Origin of the sequence: Burkholderia sp. Ac-20384 (assembly GCF_017104605.1) — a bacterium.
Taxonomy (GTDB): domain Bacteria; phylum Pseudomonadota; class Gammaproteobacteria; order Burkholderiales; family Burkholderiaceae; genus Burkholderia; species Burkholderia lata.
In genome coordinates this window covers 14730-31318 of the sequence record NZ_JAAGPE010000095.1, presented here as the reverse complement: position 1 = coordinate 31318, position 16589 = coordinate 14730, and the positions used below count along the sequence as shown (strand labels likewise).

15 protein-coding genes are annotated in these 16589 nt (G+C 64.6%); 12 read left to right on the top strand and 3 right to left on the bottom strand.

Annotated elements, in window-relative coordinates; translation table 11 throughout:
* The 3 genes from G3O00_RS19335 to G3O00_RS19325 form a co-directional block, all read right to left on the bottom strand.
* A partial coding sequence (locus G3O00_RS19335; RefSeq protein ID WP_206143988.1) for an MFS transporter occupies positions 1-708 on the bottom strand: 708 nt, incomplete at its 3' end.
* A 160-nt stretch (positions 709-868) separates the two neighbouring features.
* A complete protein-coding gene (locus G3O00_RS19330) occupies positions 869-1630 on the bottom strand; it encodes an ABC transporter permease (protein ID WP_011354149.1) in 762 nt (253 codons plus the stop codon).
* Between the two features lie 3 nt (positions 1631-1633).
* Positions 1634-2578, bottom strand: coding sequence for an ABC transporter ATP-binding protein (locus G3O00_RS19325; RefSeq protein ID WP_011354150.1), 945 nt, complete (start codon positions 2576-2578; stop codon positions 1634-1636).
* 434 nt (positions 2579-3012) lie between these two features.
* Here G3O00_RS19325 and G3O00_RS19320 point away from each other — a divergent pair, with 434 nt between their 5' ends.
* The 12 genes from G3O00_RS19320 to G3O00_RS19265 all read left to right on the top strand — a co-directional run bounded on the left by G3O00_RS19320 (position 3013) and on the right by G3O00_RS19265 (position 16574).
* The gene (locus tag G3O00_RS19320) at positions 3013-3309 is read left to right on the top strand and encodes a cupin domain-containing protein (RefSeq protein WP_166965315.1); all 297 of its coding nucleotides are present in this window, start codon (positions 3013-3015) and stop codon (positions 3307-3309) included.
* 617 nt (positions 3310-3926) lie between these two features.
* Positions 3927-5525: a DUF2957 domain-containing protein gene (locus G3O00_RS19315; RefSeq protein WP_206143987.1), complete on the top strand. Its 1599-nt coding sequence runs from the start codon at positions 3927-3929 to the stop codon at positions 5523-5525.
* Between the two features lie 71 nt (positions 5526-5596).
* On the top strand, positions 5597-6850 hold the full coding sequence (locus tag G3O00_RS19310) for a DUF2957 domain-containing protein (RefSeq protein WP_206143986.1): 1254 nt from the start codon (positions 5597-5599) through the stop codon (positions 6848-6850).
* A 73-nt stretch (positions 6851-6923) separates the two neighbouring features.
* A complete protein-coding gene (locus tag G3O00_RS19305; RefSeq protein ID WP_174936369.1) occupies positions 6924-7748 on the top strand; it encodes an OmpW family outer membrane protein in 825 nt (274 codons plus the stop codon).
* A gap of 121 nt (positions 7749-7869) precedes the next feature.
* Positions 7870-8373 (top strand): activator protein, encoded by a 504-nt coding sequence (locus tag G3O00_RS19300; protein WP_206143985.1) that lies wholly within the window; start codon positions 7870-7872, stop codon positions 8371-8373.
* A 182-nt stretch (positions 8374-8555) separates the two neighbouring features.
* Positions 8556-9062, top strand: a complete 507-nt coding sequence (locus tag G3O00_RS19295) for an activator protein (RefSeq protein ID WP_206143984.1) — start codon at positions 8556-8558, stop codon at positions 9060-9062.
* A gap of 232 nt (positions 9063-9294) precedes the next feature.
* Positions 9295-10386 (top strand): hypothetical protein, encoded by a 1092-nt coding sequence (locus G3O00_RS19290; RefSeq protein ID WP_206143983.1) that lies wholly within the window; start codon positions 9295-9297, stop codon positions 10384-10386.
* A 451-nt stretch (positions 10387-10837) separates the two neighbouring features.
* On the top strand, positions 10838-11980 hold the full coding sequence (locus tag G3O00_RS19285; RefSeq protein ID WP_206143982.1) for a glycosyltransferase: 1143 nt from the start codon (positions 10838-10840) through the stop codon (positions 11978-11980).
* Positions 11977-12471 carry a hypothetical protein gene (locus G3O00_RS19280; RefSeq protein ID WP_011354160.1) on the top strand — a complete coding sequence of 165 codons (495 nt, stop codon included), beginning with the start codon at positions 11977-11979 and terminating at the stop codon, positions 12469-12471. Before G3O00_RS19285 ends, G3O00_RS19280 begins: the two co-directional genes overlap by 4 nt.
* Positions 12472-12484: 13 nt before the next feature.
* Entirely contained in the window at positions 12485-13069 is a 585-nt protein-coding gene (locus G3O00_RS19275; protein WP_206143981.1) for a dual specificity protein phosphatase family protein, read from the top strand.
* 461 nt (positions 13070-13530) lie between these two features.
* Positions 13531-15654, top strand: a complete 2124-nt coding sequence (tssI, locus tag G3O00_RS19270; protein ID WP_206143980.1) for a type VI secretion system tip protein TssI/VgrG — start codon at positions 13531-13533, stop codon at positions 15652-15654.
* Between the two features lie 149 nt (positions 15655-15803).
* On the top strand, positions 15804-16574 hold the full coding sequence (locus G3O00_RS19265; RefSeq protein WP_206143979.1) for a hypothetical protein: 771 nt from the start codon (positions 15804-15806) through the stop codon (positions 16572-16574).
* The last annotated feature ends 15 nt before the right edge of the window (positions 16575-16589 follow it).

Here is a 16589-nt window from a genome sequence, read left to right as displayed (position 1 = left end):
CGGCAGCGTGGTGACGCCGGCCGAGCGCATCACCTTCGCCTCGATCGTGTGCATCACCATGTCGGCTTCCGCGTGCCGGCCCGCATGCTCGAGCCAGCGCGGCGATTCCGGCACGATGCGGCGCACGACGAGCACGAACACGGCGGGAATCGCGAGCAGCGCGAACACGGTGCGCCAGCCGAACTGCGGCAGCACGAAGTACGCGACGATGCCGGCCGTGATGAAGCCGAGCGGCCAGAAGCCGTCCATCAACGCGATCAGGCGGCCGCGCTTCTCGGTCGGCACGAATTCGGACAGCAAGGTCTGCGCGACCGGGAATTCCATCCCCATTCCGATCCCGAGCAGCACGCGGTAGACGATCAGCGCGTCGACGCTCTGCGCGGTCGAGCACAGGTAGGAGGCCGCCCCCCACAGCACCATGCTCCACTGGAACACGGGCCGGCGGCCGAAGCGGTCGGCGAGCAGGCCGGCGACGGCTGCGCCGAGCACCATCCCGAAGAAGCTCGCGCTCGCGACGAGGCCGGCGGCCGCGGTCGACAGGCCGAACTCCTTGCGGATCGAGCCGAGCACGAAGGTCATCGTGCCGAGGTCGACCGAGTCGAAGAAGAACGCAATCGCGATGATGAAGAAGATCCGCTTGTGATAGCCGGAGAACGGCAGGCGTTCGAGCCGGGCGGCGGCGGAGGCGGGAGCGGTGGCGGCGGGCATGGCGTCCTCTGAAATGAAAAAGGGCCGCGAAGCGCGTGCTTCGTGGCCCCGATGCTTCATCTTCAGTAGACGCGACCACAAAATGCCGCATCAGAGGAAAAGCGCCGCCTGCTTGCCCAAATGCGTCATCGGCGGCGGCGCGGGGTGCGGCCGTCTTGCGTCAATTCTTCAGCTTGTAGCCGGTGCGGAACATCCACGCGACGATCGCCAGCAGGATCACGAGAAACAGCGACGTCGCGCCGAGGCTGACGCCCACGTGCACGTCGGCGATCCCGTAGAACGACCAGCGGAAGCCGCTGACCAGGTAGACGATCGGATTGAACAGCGTGACGACGCGCCACGCGGGCGGCAGCATGTCGACCGAGTAGAAGCTGCCGCCGAGGAACGTGAGCGGCGTGATGATCAGCAGCGGCACGAGCTGCAGCTTCTCGAAGCTGTCGGCCCAGATGCCGATCACGAAGCCGAACAGGCTGAACGTGATCGCCGTCAGCACGAGGAACAGCACCATCCAGAACGGATGCAGGATGTGCAGCGGCACGAACAGGCCGGCCGTCGCGAGGATGATCACGCCGAGCAGGATCGACTTCGACGCGGCTGCGCCCACGTACGCGATCACGATCTCCCAGTACGACACGGGCGCGGAGAGGATCTCGTAGATCGTGCCCGTGAAGCGCGGGAAGTAGATGCCGAACGACGCGTTCGAGATGCTCTGCGACAGCAGCGACAGCATCACGAGCCCTGGCACGATGAACGAGCCGTAGCCGATGCCGTTCACGTCGCTGATGCGCGAGCCGATCGCGGAGCCGAACACGACGAAATACAGCGACGTGGAGATCACCGGCGCGATGATGCTCTGCATCAGCGTGCGGCGCGTGCGTGCCATTTCTGCGCGGTAGATCGCGCGGATGCCATGCAGGTTCATGCGTCAGGCTCCTTGCAGGCCGTTGCGGCGGTTGTCGATCAGGCTGACGAAAATGTCCTCGAGCGAGCTCTGCGTCGTGTGCAGGTCGCGGAAGCCGATGCCGGCCGAGCCGAGCGCGTTGATCAATTTCGCGATGCTCGCGTCGTCGCGCTGCGAGTCGTACGTGTAGACGAGCGCGGCGCCGTCGTCCGCGCGTTCGAGCCCGAACGGCGCGAGTGCGGGCGGCACGTCCGCGAGCGGGTGCTCGAGCTGCACGGTGAGCTGCTTCTTGCCGAGCTTGCGCATCAGCTCGTGCTTTTCCTCGACGAGCACGAGCTCGCCGCCGAGGATGATGCCGATCCGGTCGGCCATTTCCTCGGCTTCCTCGATGTAGTGCGTGGTCAGCAGGATCGTCACGCCGTTGTCGCGCAGCGAATCGACGAGCTTCCACATGTCGCGGCGCAGCTCGACGTCGACGCCGGCCGTCGGTTCGTCGAGGAACAGGATGCGCGGTTCGTGCGACAGCGCCTTCGCGATCATCACGCGGCGCTTCATGCCGCCCGACAGCGTCATCAGCTTGTTGTCGCGCTTGTCCCACAGCGACAGCGCCTTCAGCGTCTTCTCGATATAGGCGGGATCGGGCGCCTTGCCGAACAGGCCGCGGCTGAACGACACGGTCGCCCAGACGGTCTCGAACGCGTCGGTCGTCAGTTCCTGCGGCACGAGGCCGATCAGTTCGCGGGCCGCGCGGTATTGATCGCGGATGTCGTGGCCGCCGACCGTCACGCGGCCTTCGGTCGGCGTGACGATGCCGCAGATCGAGCCGATCAGTGTCGTCTTGCCGGCGCCGTTCGGCCCGAGCAACGCGAAGATCTCGCCGGGGCGGATGTCGAGGGTCACGTGCTTCAGCGCCTGGAAGCCGGACGCGTAAGTCTTGGAGAGGTCGGAGACGGAAAGGATCGGTTGCATGCTCACGGATGGCACGGCCGGCCAGCGCGACGACGTGCGCCGTGCGTGCCCGGTGCCGCCGCCGCTGCGAAGCGGCCGGGACCGGGGACGGCATGGCGAACGGGCGTCATGTCGAACGGCATGGTGGTGCGGGATCGCGGGACCGCCATATTAGCAATCGATAGATGGAAATGCATTCTCGTGGAAAGGGCGCGCGTTGCCGGTGCCGGATTTGCGTGAATTGACGGCGCATCGTTGAATAACGCGTCGCTTTATTTGCAATGCGCGAACAATTTGCGTCGTTTTCGGCGAATCGGGCAGCGATCGCGTTTCCGCTTGGCGGCGGCGCGGGTAGCCGGCCGACTGTGCCGCCCGAAGGCCGTCGCGCCGTACCGGGACGGCATGCGCGGCGCTCGCGATAATGCGTTCCTTTCATCGTTCACGGAGCGGGGCGCATGTCTTTGATCGATTTCAAATCCGTGGCGGCGGCGCAGGCCGTCGCGTGGAAATCCACGATCGTCGGCGAGGTGGGGCCGGCGAGGATCAAGGTGCTGCGCATGGATGCGCAAGCCTACGAAGCGGAAGTGCACGACTACAACGAGGGGCTGCTGGTGCTCGACGGCCGGATGATGCTCGAGGTCGGGGGCGAGACGATCGTGGTCGAGGCCGGGCAGATGTACCTGGCGCTGGCCGGCACCCTTCACGCGGTGCTGCCGGGCAGTCACGGTACGCTCGCGATCATCGACGTGTAAGGGTGCGCCGCAACATGTGAGAAAGCGGCTCAGGCCCGGCTGGCTTGGTCAGGCGCGGGTTGGCAGTCGCTGTTCAAACGCGTGTTATACAGCCCGGGTATTTGTCTGAGCAAATAAATTGAAGGCTGTTTGAAAATCTGTCAAACACCGTGTAAACGCTAGGATTGCGCGGTTTCGGTCGTTTGGAACTCTGCATCCATTTACTTGTGGGTATCGTCCGATCATAGTCTCGACAAACGACGCATCACGATAACGAATCAAGCGTACGGATGGAGACCAATACATGAGACGCCTTTCCGCGGGGCCAGTCGGACTGCCGTTTCCCGTTTTTTCGCTGAATGCAGACGCGATGCAGATCGCGACCCTGCGCTGTCCTGTCGCCGTGTAGCGGCGAACCACTTCCCGTTTCGATTGTTCTCACGGCGCCGTGCCGCATGACGGCGCCGCGGGAGAGCGCTTGTCTGCCGCCGCGGCGTGTGCCGCATTTGCCTGACCGGCATCGCGGCCGTCTTGCGCGCACCGTCATGCGCCGCGCGTTCGTGCCGCGGCGCGATACCAACCGGCGGGCCATGCAGCCTGTCCGGACGAGACTTGTCGTACCTGAAAAGGAGGGGTTGATGATTTGCATTCCTGAATGGCGGAAGGCGATTTTGTCGTGCGCGGTACTGGCGCTGCCGTTCGTCGCCGGTTGCGGCGGCGGCGACGATCCGGGGCCGATCAATGTGCCGCAGTGCTCGGGGAGCGCATGCGGGCCGAGCGGTGCTGAAACGACGCCGCCCGTCGTGACGAAGCTGTGTCCGGACGCGCTTGATTACACGACGACGTATACGGGCGGCGCAGGTAGCGGCGAGTACGTGAAGGTGAAGTTCGACACGACGAAGCTCACGTATCAGATGCAATTCCTCGACTCGTCCGTGCCGACGTCTGCGGGGCAGGTCAACGACACGCGCGCGGGCCTGACCATCAGCGGCGCCTTCCATCATCCGACCAATCTGCCGACCGCCGAGCAGAACCGCTGCGCGTTCGTGCTCGACAGCGGCGCGACGAGCGACGGCAAGTATGCGGTGACGATCAAGCGCACCGATCCGCCGATGCTGTTCGTCGGCAATGGCGTGGTCGGCGGCGGGATTCCGGGTGCGACGATCCAGTTCGACGGCATTCCGCTCGCGCCGGGCCTCTTTATCGGCACCGTGCCGTCGCGCACGTTCGATTTCTATCCGTTTATCGGCTTTACTGACACCGAGACCGATTTCGCGAAGGTGGCCGGCGTCTACAACGAGGTCGGCATTCATCTGTCGCCGACCGGCAGCAGCTTTCAGACCGCAACCCCGCAGGGCTGGCAGCCGGATGTTGTGAACTGGAACCAGACATTCAATGCGGACGGCACGTGCACGATCACGTCGGGCAGCGACTACTCGTGCCAGACGACCGGCACGCCGTGGACGCTGCGCAAGAACACGGACGGCAGCGCCGATAACGTGTTCGTGAGCGGCGCGAATCCCGGCAAGCCCTATCCGTCGGCCGGCCAGGAGCAGCCGCTCGTGCTGCTGTCGCCGACCCAGGCGCATGGCGTGATGATCGTCGGCAAGCTGAACGGTGTGCTGGTGCCGATCGTGATTCGCGTCGGCTACTCGCATGCCGACGCGAGCAACCTGCTGGCGTCGGTCGCCGACGCGGAAGTCGGCATCTCGATGCTGTCTCCCGCGCAGCCGGTCGCGGCCAATGCGCTCAAGGGCGGTTTCATCGGTGCGACGAGCGCGTCCGCATGCGGGGTGGTGACGTCCAACGGCCTGTATGGCGCGCCGGGGAATTCGGGGCCGAGCTTCAATAGCCTGATGCCGCATCCGGACCTGCCCGGCACGTTCAACGGCACGTTCTTCATGCCCGAGGCCGGAAATTGCACGGACGGCACCGCCGTGTCGACGCTTGCCGCGAACTACACGTCGACGCTGTTCCAGGGCGCCACCGCGGCATTCATCGACCCGCAGACGTCGTCGGTTACGTCGCAGTTCGCGCTCGACTATACGCAGGCGACGCCCGGCAAGATCAAGATCACGGCCTCGCAGGACTTCAACGCGAAGGGGGCGAACGGCAACGTGGCGATCTTCAGCAAGGGCGACACGGGCTGGCTCGTGACGGCGGGGAACGTCTACGCGATGGTCGTCAACAACAGCAAGATCAACCCGTTCTTCACGGTCGGCGCGTTCGTCCAGTGACGGCGTACTGAACACGGAACACCGGCGGCGCGCGCGTCGCCGCCGGCGAAACGAAATTAAAGAGGATTCCTATGAATGTGAAGCATTGGATGGCTGCGGCGTCGCTCGCGCCCGTGCTGGCCGCCTGCGGCGGCGACGGCGACCCGCCGCCCGCACCGGTGGTCCGGCTGTGCCCGCAGACGATCGACTACAACACGGTGTTCATCGGCGGCTCCGGTTCGGGCGAACTGGTGAAGGTGCAGCTCGATACGACGAAGATGACATACCGGATGACGTATCTCGCATCGCCGGTGCCGACCACCACGGGCACCGTGCAGCCGACGCGCGACACGGCGCCCGCCAACGTGGTCGACGGTACGCTGGCCGACGAAACGGGGCTGCCGACAGTGAAGCTGAACCAGTGCACGTTCCGGATGCAGAACGCGAGCCTCGACCCGAACCGGCCCGCGCGGCTGTTCCTCGGCGAAGGCGTGCTGGGCGGCGCGATTCCCGGCGCGACGATCCAGTTCAACGGCGTGATCGGCGTCGGCAAGATTCCGCAGACGACGTTCCCGTACTACCCGTTCATCAGCTTCTCGTCGCTGGAAACCGACCTGACGAAGATCGCCGGCAAGTACAACCAGCTCGGCTATCACCAGGTGCCGTCGCAGAGCTTCCAGCCGGTGGCGCTTGACCAGCAGGTCACGATCAACGCGGACGGCAGCTACGTCGAGACCGACAACTTCGGCAAGAAGAACGGCGGGCAGCCGCTCGCGTCGAGCGCGACCGTGAACCAGCCGTTCACGTTGCGTCCGGATGCGCCGGCGTTCCAGTCGCTCAACTACCAGCCGCAGATTCCGCCGACGCTCGCCGCGCTCGATCCGGCGAAGGCCGGCAAGGGAATCCTGATCGTCGGCAAGCTGCGCAACCAGCTCGTGCCGATCTTCATCCGCACCGGCGCGGCCAACGCGGACCTCACGCAAGGCCCGCCGAGCGCGGACGACGAATCGGGCATCTCGTTCCTGAGCCCGCAGACGGCGATCGCGCAAGGCTCGCAGAACGGCGAGTACACGGGTGTCGACAGCGCGTTCAACTACCGCGCGACCGCGCTCGTCGGCGCACAGGCCACGCTGCTCGATCCGTTCAATGCGTCGCAGGCCGCGCTCACGCGAGCGCTGAACCTCGATTACACGCAGAAGGTGCCCGGGGTCGTCACCACCGTGCATGCGGATGCGGCGTCGGGGCCGGCGACCGGTAAGTTCGTGTTCACCGGCGGCGTATTCGGGTTCCTCGACATGAACGATACGAGCAACCCGTACTTCACGGTCGGCGCATTCGTGCAGTGACGCACGCCTGGATGGAGACACGGTGGCGCCGCGCGCGGAAGCGCGGCGCCCGGACAGAATGAGGGGAGACTTCATGAAGAAGCTGATTGTCGCGGGTGTCGTCGCAGGCGTGTCGACGCTCGCATCGGCCCAGCAGGCGGGCGACAACGTCGCGACGCTGGGCTGGCTGCACATCATGCCGCAGGATTCGACCAACGGGCTGACGACGAATCTTGCCGGCATGCCGATCAACGGGCCGCTGCGCCTGCCTGGGTCGTTCACGTCGCCGGGCACGAGCCTGACGGTCAACAACGCCGATACCGTCGGCCTCACGCTCACGCACTTCTTCACCGACCATATCGCGGTGACGTCGGTGCTCGGCGTACCGCCCGAGTTCACGCTGACCGGGCACGGCTCGATCCGGCCGCCCGGCCCGGCCGGTGCGCTCGGCAGCGTCAACATGGACAATCCGGCGAATCAGCCGGCGGTGAAGAACGCACGGCAGTGGAGCCCGACGATCATTCTGCAGTACTACTTCAATTCGTCGACGGCGCGGTTCCGCCCGTTCGTCGGGATCGGCGTGGCGTACAGCTGGTTCAGCAACATCGAACTGAACGGCAACTTCGCGAAGGACATCAACGAGAACCTCGGCAGCGTGCTCGCGGCCGGCGCCGGCAAGCCCGGCGCGACGTCGGTGGAGGGCAAGGCGTCGTCGTCGTTCACGCCCGTCTACAACGTCGGCGCGAGCTATGCGATCGACAAGCACTGGGGCGTAACGGCGACGCTGACCTACATGCCGCTGAAGACCTACTCGTCGCTGGTAATCAAGGCGGCCGACGGCTCGACGCTCGCGACCACGCGCACGAAGTTGAAGGCCGACCCGCTGATCACGTTCGTCGGGATTTCCTACAAGTTCTGAGCCGACCGGTGCGCATGACGCGCGCCGGCGGCTTCCTGCGACCGGCTGGCCGGACCTTTCCGGCCGGGAGGTCGCGTTCCTGGCGGCGTGCCGCCATTAGTGAAGAGAGGGGGCAGTTCAAATGAGCATTCGCAAAATCGTATCGCTTGTTGCTGCAGTGGCTTTCACCGCGGTTTCGGCCGCGCCTGCTTTCGCAGTCACCGTTACGCGGGCCGACGGCCAGCCGATGAACCCGAATGGCGAGCCGTTCTCGGCGACCGGGCTCACGAACCTCAGCAAGGGAGCGATCAGCGCAGGCTGTACCGCGACCTTCAACGGCACGATCACGTCGACCGGCATCGTCAACATCACGTCGACGACGTTCACGGGCGGCGCGACGTGCTCGCTGATCAGCGGCAGCGCGAGCAGTACGTCGCCGTGGACGGGCCAGGCTGACAGCACGACGCAGTTGTCGATCAACAACGTGAAGGTGAACGTCACGCTGCTCGGCACCTGCGGGCCGAGCAAGGTCGTGACGACGTGGAGCGATACGAACTCGTCGCTGGCGTTCAACAATTCCGTGCTGACGCCGGACTGCACGGTGGCTGGCACGGTTCTGACGTCGCCGAAGTTCCACGTGCAGTAAGCGATCGCGGATCGAAGCGGATGCCCGCCGTGCGCGAGGGCCGTGCGGTTCATGCGGCGGGCTTACGCGGTTTCGATGGGTTCGTGCCGTCGCGTGCATGGGCGCGGCGGCCGGATTCATTCTGCAGAGCGGTCGCGTTTCTCGTGTAAGGCCGCCATATATCAAGAGAGAGGGCCGTACAAATGGAAATTCGTCAAATTGCATCGCTTGTTGCTGCAGTGGTATTTACCGCGGTTTCGGCCGCGCCTGCTTTTGCGGTGACCGTATCGCGCGCGGACGGCCAGCCGATGAATCCGAACGGCGAGCCGTTTTCGGCGGCGGGGTTTACGTCGCTCCAGAAGGGTGCGGTCAGTCCGATCGGCTGTACGTTGACGCTCAACGGCACCGTCACGCCGACCGGCATCATCAACATCACGTCGACCCAGATCACCGGTGGTTCCTTGTGCGGGTTGATCACGGGTAGTGCGACCAGTGTGTCGCCGTGGACGGGGCAAGTGGACAGCACGACGCAAGTGTCGATCAACAACGTGAAGTTGAATGTGACCTTGCTCGGCACATGCGGGCCGAGCAAGGTCATGGCGGCGTGGAACGATCAGAACTCGTCGGCGACGTTCAACAATGCCGTGCTGACGCCGGATTGCACGGTGAACGGCACCGTCATGACGTCGCCGAAGTTCCACGTTCAGTAAGCGCTGCAGATCGCGGCCGGGTGCGCGCTGCGCACGAAGGTGGTGCCGGATGTACGCGGACTTCCGCTTCTTCGACGTTTTTTAGCCGTCGCCCGTATCAGCGTGATGACAGGTCGACCACACGTGTCGCGATCCGATGCGCGTGGTCTTGCGGGGCGGAACGGCGTACCGTGCCATCCGATCCGACTGAATTACCACTATTCCAATTGGCCAGAACTATCCCGGAAGACCCATGCTTACCGATCCAGAAAAGTATGGAGATGCCCGCGGCGCGACGCCTGACCGGCTGCGCACGGCCGCGTGGCTGCAGTACCTGATCGAACATCTCGATGCTGCCGCTTGCGCGGCGGAGGCGGGTGACGCCGACGACACGACCGTCATCGCGTCGCACGCGATGCGCATGCGGGCTGGCGCGAACCTGTCCCAAGAAGCGGCGGCGATGCTTCACCGGCTCGCGCCATGGATCGCCTCGGACGGCGGTGCCTGCGCATGCGATCTGACCGGCCCGATCGGCGCATGCTCGCATGTGCCGTCGATGCAGCAACTCGCCGAAGCCGAACGCAGCTGCCCCGGGTCGCGCGCCGTGTTCGACACCGCGCACGGCGTGATCGATGCATGCGCATTCGAGGATCCCGATATCGGCTGGGCCGCGCTCGAGCGGATTGCCGGCGGTGTCGAATGCAACGGGGGCGATGACGGTGAATGCACTGAACATGAAAAGGGCGCGCGGGACGACATGCCGCCAGCGAAGAACCTGAGAGAAAGGCTGGCCGTCGTCGCAGCAGCGAGTGGAGAAACGTCGACGATGCCCGGCGCCGTCATCGACGCGATCGTGCTGCGCGTGTGCGGGCCGCGCAACGATGCATCGCGCATTGACGAGATGGCTGCGCTCGTGACGTGCTCGGCCGCACTCGCCGCTGGCGACGGGGCCTCTGTTGCCGCGTATGGCGGTCAGCACAACCTCGTTGCACGAGCCATTCACACGCATCGTGCCGATCTCGCGTCGGTGGACGGGCTGCTCGCGGCGTTGTCCGTGTGCCGACTCGATCAACTCGTCGGCGCGGGTAGTTTCTGGGCCTACTATCTGCTGGCGGGCATCGTGATCGCTGCACCGGACGCCGTGCGGGAAGTCGGTCGCCGCTTTCATGGTGACGAGTGGCAGGCGTGGCTCGATCACGTGCTCGCGTGGCCGGCGGTCAGTCGATTCGGGCCAAAGGAGGACGTCGCGTTCGAAGGACTGCAAGGCGCAATGAGCCTGACGTCGCGATGGAATCCGATCGTTCGCGGGAAACGGATGCGGAAGCGGGGTGTTGTAACGCCCTGATTCGGGGAACACGGGGACAAGGCTGGCTGACGCATTGCCATTTTCGAAGCGATACGAAAGGATTCCAAACAAATCCGGCACGAGCGTCCTTGCGTGAGCCGAAATACCTGGCCCCGTTCGCACGCGTGAACGGGCGTCAGGCGGCGGCGTGCCGGACCGTCGTGCCATCGGCGCCCACACCGGCCGCGCGCCACGCCTTCCACGCCATCTATCCTTCCAGACCGCCAGATCGCCAGACCGCCCGACCGTCTCGCGCCACCCCCGATCCAGGCACCCTCGACCGAACGCAGTATGATTCCGCAGTCGATGCCTGCGATCGCTTCGCTGTAACCGCCCGCCCGCACCATCGAAGATCTGCCAAGCTTGTTGTAAGCCGGACGCAAACCGCCGCCGCGTGAGAGCGCCGCCGCGAACCCGCGTCCGGACCACCTTCATCGAAACGGTCAGTCAGATGTCAAAGCAAAACAAGAAGATCCTCCTCCTGAGCGTCAGCGCCGGCGCCGGCCATACCCGAGCGGCCGAAGCGATCCGCGCGTTCGCCGACCACCATCCCGCCGGCATCGAAGCCACCCACCTGGACGTGATGGATTTCGTGTCCACCGGCTTCCGCAAGCTGTACACCGACCTCTACATCAAGCTCGTCAGCAGCCAGCCGGCGCTGTGGGGCTACCTGTACCAGAAGACCGACGAAGTCGATCCCGCCGCACCGTCGCAGAAGATCCGGCGTGCGATCGAGCGGCTCAATTGCCGGGCGCTGCTCGCGGAGATCGAGCGGCAGCGCCCGGACGCGATCATCTGCACGCACTTCCTGCCCGCCGAACTGCTGTCGCGCGAGATCCGCAAGGGGCGCGTCGATACGCCGGTGTGGGTGCAGGTCACCGATTTCGACCTGCACAGCATGTGGGTTGTGCCGAACATGCGCGGCTATTTCGCGGCCAACGACGAGATCGCGTGGCGCATGCATGCGCGCGGCATGGCGCCCGACACTGTGCATGTCAGCGGCATCCCGATCATGCCGGCGTTCGGCCAGCCGCTCGATCGCGCGGCCTGCGCAGCCGAATTCGGCCTCGATCCCGCGCGCCCGACCTTCCTGATGATGTCCGGCGGCGCGGGCCTCGGCGGGCTCGACGTGCTGGCCGCGCGCCTGCTCGAGATGGATTCCGACTTCCAATTGATCGCGCTGGCCGGCAAGAACAAGGCGATGCTGGCGTCGTTGCAGGAACTCGCCGCGCAGCATCCGGGCCGGCTGTTTCCGCAGGGCTTCACGCAGCAGGTTGAACGCCTGATGGCCTGTGCCGACCTCGTGATCACGAAGCCGGGCGGCCTGACGACGTCCGAATGTCTCGCGATGCAGCTGCCGATGATCGTCAACTCGCCGATTCCGGGCCAGGAAGAGCGCAATGCGGATTTCCTGCTCGAACAGGGTGTCGCGCTGAAGGCGATCGACGACGATGCGCTCGTCTACCGGATCCGCGCGTTGCTGCAGACGCCCGAGCGTCTTGCCGACATGCGTCGCCGTCTCGCGCCGCTCGGGCGGCCGCTGGCCGGCCGCTTCGTGCTCGATCGCGTGCTGGGCCTGGAGCCGGCTGCATGAGCGTCGCGCGTTTTGTGCCGACGCGCCATACGGTGTTCGTCGTCGCGTGGGTCGTGCTGCTTGCGTACTTCTTCGCGAACGTCGAGATCCAGATCGAAGGCAGCGCGGGTTGGGCCGCCAACCTGCCGACGTGGCGCATCGAACATCACTGGCTGCTCGACATCTTCTGGGGCGGGCGGCCGATGACCGGCTACCACGCATGGGTGTTCCCGTTCGTCGCGTTGTTCTTTCACCTGCCCGCGGTGTTCAACGGACGGTGGTCGTGGCGCGTCGAAGCGCGGATCATCGCGTGCATCATGGTGTTCTGGCTGACCGAGGATTTCCTGTGGTTCGTGCTGAATCCCGCGTATGGCCTGGCCCGCTTCAATCCGGCCAACGTGCCGTGGCATATCCACTGGCTGGGCGTGGCCCCGACCGACTACTGGACGATGAGCGCCGCCGCGATCGTGCTGTTCATCGTTTCCCGCGAGCGCAAGCGCGCGTTTTATTGATCCCGGACCCGACATGAAAATCGCCGTCATTGCCGCGCTCGCCGTCACGCTTGCCGGGCTCGTGCAGCCGGCCCACGCGGACCTGGCCTCCGAGGTGTCCGCCCGGCCCATCAAATGGGCGCAGAGCGTGACCGATGCGCATGTGAACAACCTGCATCGCATTACGCCGACGCTGTACCGCAGCGCCCAGCTGTCGCGCTCGGACGTGCCGGAACTGCAGAAGCTCGGTATCCGCAAGGTCATCAGCTTCCGTTCGTTTCACGCGGACGACACCATCCTGGCCGGTACGCAGATCAGGATGCAGCGCATCCGGATCAACACGTGGGACATCCGCGATGAGGACATGGTCACTGCATTGAAGGCGCTGCGCACGGCCGACCAGGACGGGCCGGTGCTGATCCACTGCCAGCACGGCGCCGATCGTACGGGTCTCGTGTCGGCGTTGTACCGGATGGTGTATCAAGGCTGGACGCGCGAGCAGGCGCTCGATGAACTGCAGCACGGTGGCTACGGGTTCCATCCGATCTGGCAGAACATTACGAACTACTTGAAGCATGTGGACGTCGAGCGTTTGCGGCAGCAGGTCAACAACGGTTGAGCCGGACATGAAGAAAGCGCCGCCGACAGTCACTGTCGGCGGCGTTTTTCATGGGGAAGGCCGGCGCGGGCGTGTCACCGCTTCCGCGATATGACGAGTCCACGCCCCAATCTTTTTTTCTCCATTTCGATGATCCCCGGATAGTCCACTGGCCATCGACAGTCGCGTTTCAGCGCGCTTCATTTCATTGACGCTCGTTTGCTCGATGCGAACACGACGCTACGGGCCCGTTCGCTGGCGGATCGTGCTTTGGGTGAATCTTTCCGTGAATTTCAGATTCGTCCGATAGACGCTAGAACGATAGCTCGATACTTTTGATCCCCGCCGAGTACGAGCGCAAACCTGTCCGTGAGAGCGGATGGGGCTGGGCCGAGGCACTTTAATCAGCCGCTATTTGCGTCGTTTGCCGCTGTTCGCCATTGATGACTGCTGCCCCGGTCCTGGGTCGGCAAGGATCTTCTATGCCCACGCAATCTGACCTGCGTTTTACCTTTGCTGCCGGAGACGAGTCGTTTGAGGTCGTCGAGTTCACGCTGCATGAGGGGTTATCCGAGACTTTCCTCCTGCAGGTCGAACTGGCCAGCGTCGATCCGGCTATCGACTTCGGTCAGATACTCGATCGCAACGGCCTGCTCACGATCTGGCAGGGTGGGCAGCCCGTACGCTATGTACACGGTGCGGTGTCGTCGTTCGTTCAGGGCGATACCGGTTTTCGACGCACCCGCTACTCGGCCGTGGTCGAGCCGCGTCTGGCACGCCTCAAGCTGTCGTCCGACTGGCGGATCTTCCAGACCCTGAGCGTGACCGGGATCGCCACCGCCGTGCTCAAGGCACATGGCCTGACGATGGACTACGAGCAACGGGCCACCAACGAGCATCTGGCGCGCGAGTATTGCGTGCAGGCCGGCGACACCGACTACGCGTTCATCGAACGCATCCTGCGCGAGGAAGGCTTCTTCTACGCGTTCCGGCATGGCAAGGAGGGGCACCGGCTGATTCATTGCGACCGGCTGTTCATCTTCGGTCGCCTCGATGGCGAACCCGTGCTGTACAACGCCACGCCGGGCGGCGATCAGCCGCAACCGTGCCTGCGGACCTTTGCCTACACCGAGCATGTACGTACCGCCCGCCAGGTGCAGCGCGACTACACATTCAAGAATCCGCGCTTCAATCACGAGTACCCGCGTAACGGAACCGATCTCGATCATCAAGGCCGTGGCTACGCGCGCTACGACTATCCGGGGCGATATAAACACGAAGCCAGTGGCAAGGCGTTCACCCAGGATCGCCTGCGTGGTCATCGGCGTGATGCGCGCACGGCTATCGTGAATGGTGACGACGCGCGCTTGCAACCGGGCATCGCCTTCGAGCTCACTGGTCACCCGCGCGAGGACATGAACCGCAGCTGGCGTCCGGTGAGCCTGGTGCATCACGGCAAGCAACACACCAGCCAAAGGGAAGAAAGCGCCGACGCACAACACGGCACGTATTACGGCTACGAAGCAGTCCTGGTGCCAGACGACGCGGAATGGCGTGCCGAGCCGCTGCCGCGCCCGCGCATCGACGGCCCGCAGCCGGCGGTGGTGGTCGGCCCGGAGGGCGAAGAGATCTACACCGACGAATACGGCCGAGTGAAAGTGCAATTCCCTTGGGACCGCCAGGGGAAGCATGACGAGCACAGCTCGTGCTGGATCCGTGTGGCGCAGAACTGGGCGGGTGCGCTGTGGGGGCACATGGCGATCCCACGCATCGGTCAGGAGGTGATCGTCGACTTCTTCGATGGCGACCCGGACCAGCCGATCATCACTGGCCGCACCTACAACCGCCTGCAGCTACCGCCCTACGAACTGCCGCGCCACAAGACGCGAATGACGATCAAAAGCCAGACGCACAAGGGCGACGGCTACAACGAGCTGCGTTTCGAGGACGAGGCCGGACAAGAGGAAATCTACGTTCACGCGCAGCGCGATCAGAACATCCACGTCAACCACGACGAAACGACGTTCGTGGGCAATGACCGCAGCGAGCAGGTCGAGCACGATGAGACGATTGCGATCGGCAATGACCGCAAGGAGACGGTGGGGCACGACGAACAGGTCACGATCGGACAAGACCGTCGGCACGACATCGGCCAGGACGACTTCTTGGCGATCGGTCGCAACCACACGATCACGACGGGCAAGGACCGCACGGAAGAGGTCGGCAACAACCGCCGCGACAAGACGGCCGCCAACCACACGGCGGAGATCGGCGGGCACTACGAGCAACGCGTACAAGGACGAATGGACGTCGCGGCCGGGCAAGCCATCCAGCACCGCACCAAGGTCTACGAAATCCACGCGGCCGAGGCTGTCGTCCTCAAGGGACCAGGTGGGACCGTACGCATCGACAGCGGCGGCATCACACTGGATGCCACGGCGATTCGCGTGAAAGGGCCGATGAGCCAGAGCGGTGGCGGAGAGCGAAACGCACTCTCGTTACCCGCAGCGCCTCGCGCGGGGCAAGGCATGGACCAGGCCTGCGCGATGCGTGCGGATGGCTCCTGTCCGCGCAAGCCCTGCCCGTGCGGGAAGGGAAGTGCATGATAAATCCGACGCTTGAGCCCCGGCGCTGGCCGCGCCAGGTCGTGAACGCACTGCCTCGTACAAACTGGGCACCGCTGCAGGATGGGCCGCGCCCCTGGTTATGCCTGAGTGGCGCTTGCAGCGAAGCGCTTGGAGAGGACGTTCAGGCCGTGACCAAGCGGTTCGACTACCACTGGGTCTGGCGCAATACCGCCCGGGAGTACGGTGTGCCAGGGTACCGGCACGGACCGCTGCTAGTACCGCTCGACGAGCCGCTTTATGGTCACGCCGTCGCTCACTGGCTACGCCAGTCGGCCGGATTGATCCTGCTCGGCCCGGACGATGGCGATGTCTTGATTCATCACCTCCAACGCCTGCATGTATTGACTGCATCTGACGGCTTTCCGATCGGTTTCGGCCTGCATGCCGCACGGCAACTCGAAGAACTCTGCGAAGGATTGCCGGCAAGCCGGTTGTCCGAACTGTTCGGTCCGATTCAGCGCTTCATCTGGCATGAGGGCGATGAGCAGACGGGGGAATGGCTGTTTGCCGATGCGCCGTCAGGCGATCGTCTTCTACCGTCGACGGACGAGCCCATTGCGCTTACGCAGGACGACGAGGCTGCGCTCGATCGTGCCAGCTATGCATGGTTCATGCGCGACTGCGCACGTGAATTTCGCCAGCGTTTCCCGGCATACGACCACCCGGACAACGAACCGATGCTATGGCGGCATCTGGCTCATTTTGCTGGCGAGGCGACCGATCAACTGGCGCTTGTCACGGAGCGGGATGTGCGGCACTACATGGCCCTGCGTTTCCGGTATCCGCACGAATACTTTTCCCAGGATGCCGCGCTGCGTGATGCTTTGCTTCAGCGGCAGGTGAACGGGAGACAGCGGCTGTTTGACGCCGAAGTGCGCTTGATGGAACGCGACGCATAGACGTAAGGAACTGAT